At 67.0% G+C, this 1,488-nt stretch carries 1 protein-coding gene; it reads left to right on the forward strand.

The window, feature by feature from the left end:
* Positions 1-1,488, forward strand: a 1,488-nt coding sequence (locus tag ACZ3KP_RS40975) for a non-ribosomal peptide synthetase (protein ID WP_467506234.1), incomplete at both ends; no start/stop codon positions are given.

Genomic DNA, 1,488 nt, shown 5'->3' on the forward strand with positions numbered 1-1,488 from the left:
GGCCCACCAGCACCTCAAACTCACCGACATCCACAACCTGACCCCGGCCGACGAACTCTTCGACACCGTCGTCGTCTTCGAGAACTACCCGGTCGAAGACTCGGCGGTCGAACAGGAGGCTTCCACCCTCAGCCTCACCCACGCCGAAGCACGAGATGCGACCCACTACCCGCTCAGCCTGATGGTGATGCCGGGAACCGGTCTGCACCTGCGGTTCGACTACCGCCCCGATGCCTTCGACCGGCCCCAGGTGGAGGTCATAGCGGATCGCTTCGTCCTCATCCTCAAGGCGGTCGCGGCAAACGCCCGACAGCTCGTCCGAGAAATCCCGTCGTGCAGCGAGGACGAGCGCGAGCGGATCCTGAACGCTTGGAACAACACCACTCACGAGGTGCCCGGCACCACGTTGCCGGATCTGTTCGAGCAGCAGGTCGCACGGACACCCGACGCCCTGGCCGTCACCGGTGGCGGGACCCGGCTGACCTACGCGGAACTCAACGGACGAGCGAACCGACTCGCCAGGTACCTCACCGACCGGGGTGCCGGCCCCGAACGCCTGGTCGCCGTGGCGGCATCGCGCTCGGTCGATCTCGTCGTCGCCCTGCTGGCCGTGGTGAAGACCGGCGCCGGGTACGTCCCCATCGACCCGGAATACCCGGGCGAGCGCATCGCCCACATGCTCCGGGACGCCGACCCGGTCCTCATCGTCACCCAGGCGGAAACGGCGCAGAAGCTGCCTGCGGAAACCGCGGTCGACGCGAGCCGGCTCGTACTGGACGACCCGGCCTCGCGGGCCCTTCTGGAGGACCAGGATCCCAGTAACCTCTCCCTCGACGAGCACCGCCCGAACCGCTTGCTTCCGGAGCACACGGCCTACGTGATCTACACGTCGGGATCCACCGGACGGCCCAAGGGCGTGGCCGTCTCCCATGCCGCGATCACCAACCGCCTGCTGTGGATGCAGGACGAGTACGGTCTGGAACCGACGGACCGAGTCCTCCAGAAGACCTCGTCCGCATTCGACGTATCGGTCTGGGAGTTCTTCTGGCCGCTCGTTGCCGGGGCCGCGATGGTCGTCGCCACCCGCGGGGAACACAAGGACCCCGCCGCCCTCGCCGAGCTGATCCGTACCGAAGAGATCACCACCGCACACTTCGTGCCGTCGATGCTGGGCGCCTTCCTCCAGCATCCCGACGCAGCCACCTGTGCACCGCTGAAGAACCTCATATGCAGTGGTGAAGTGCTGTCCGTGGAGTTGAAGAACCAGGCGCTGCGCACCCTCAGTGGTTCCGTCCACAACCTCTACGGCCCCACCGAGGCCGCGGTGGACGTCACGTTCTGGGAGTGCCGGGCGGCCGACGACACCGTGCCGATCGGGCGCCCGGTATGGAACACGCGGGTGTATGTGTTGGATGCGGGTTTGTCGCCGGTGCCGGTGGGGGTGGCGGGTGAGTTGTATATCGCGGGTGTGCAGTTGGCGCGGGGGTA

The sequence above is a fragment of the Streptomyces sp. NPDC020958 genome, from assembly GCF_055562175.1.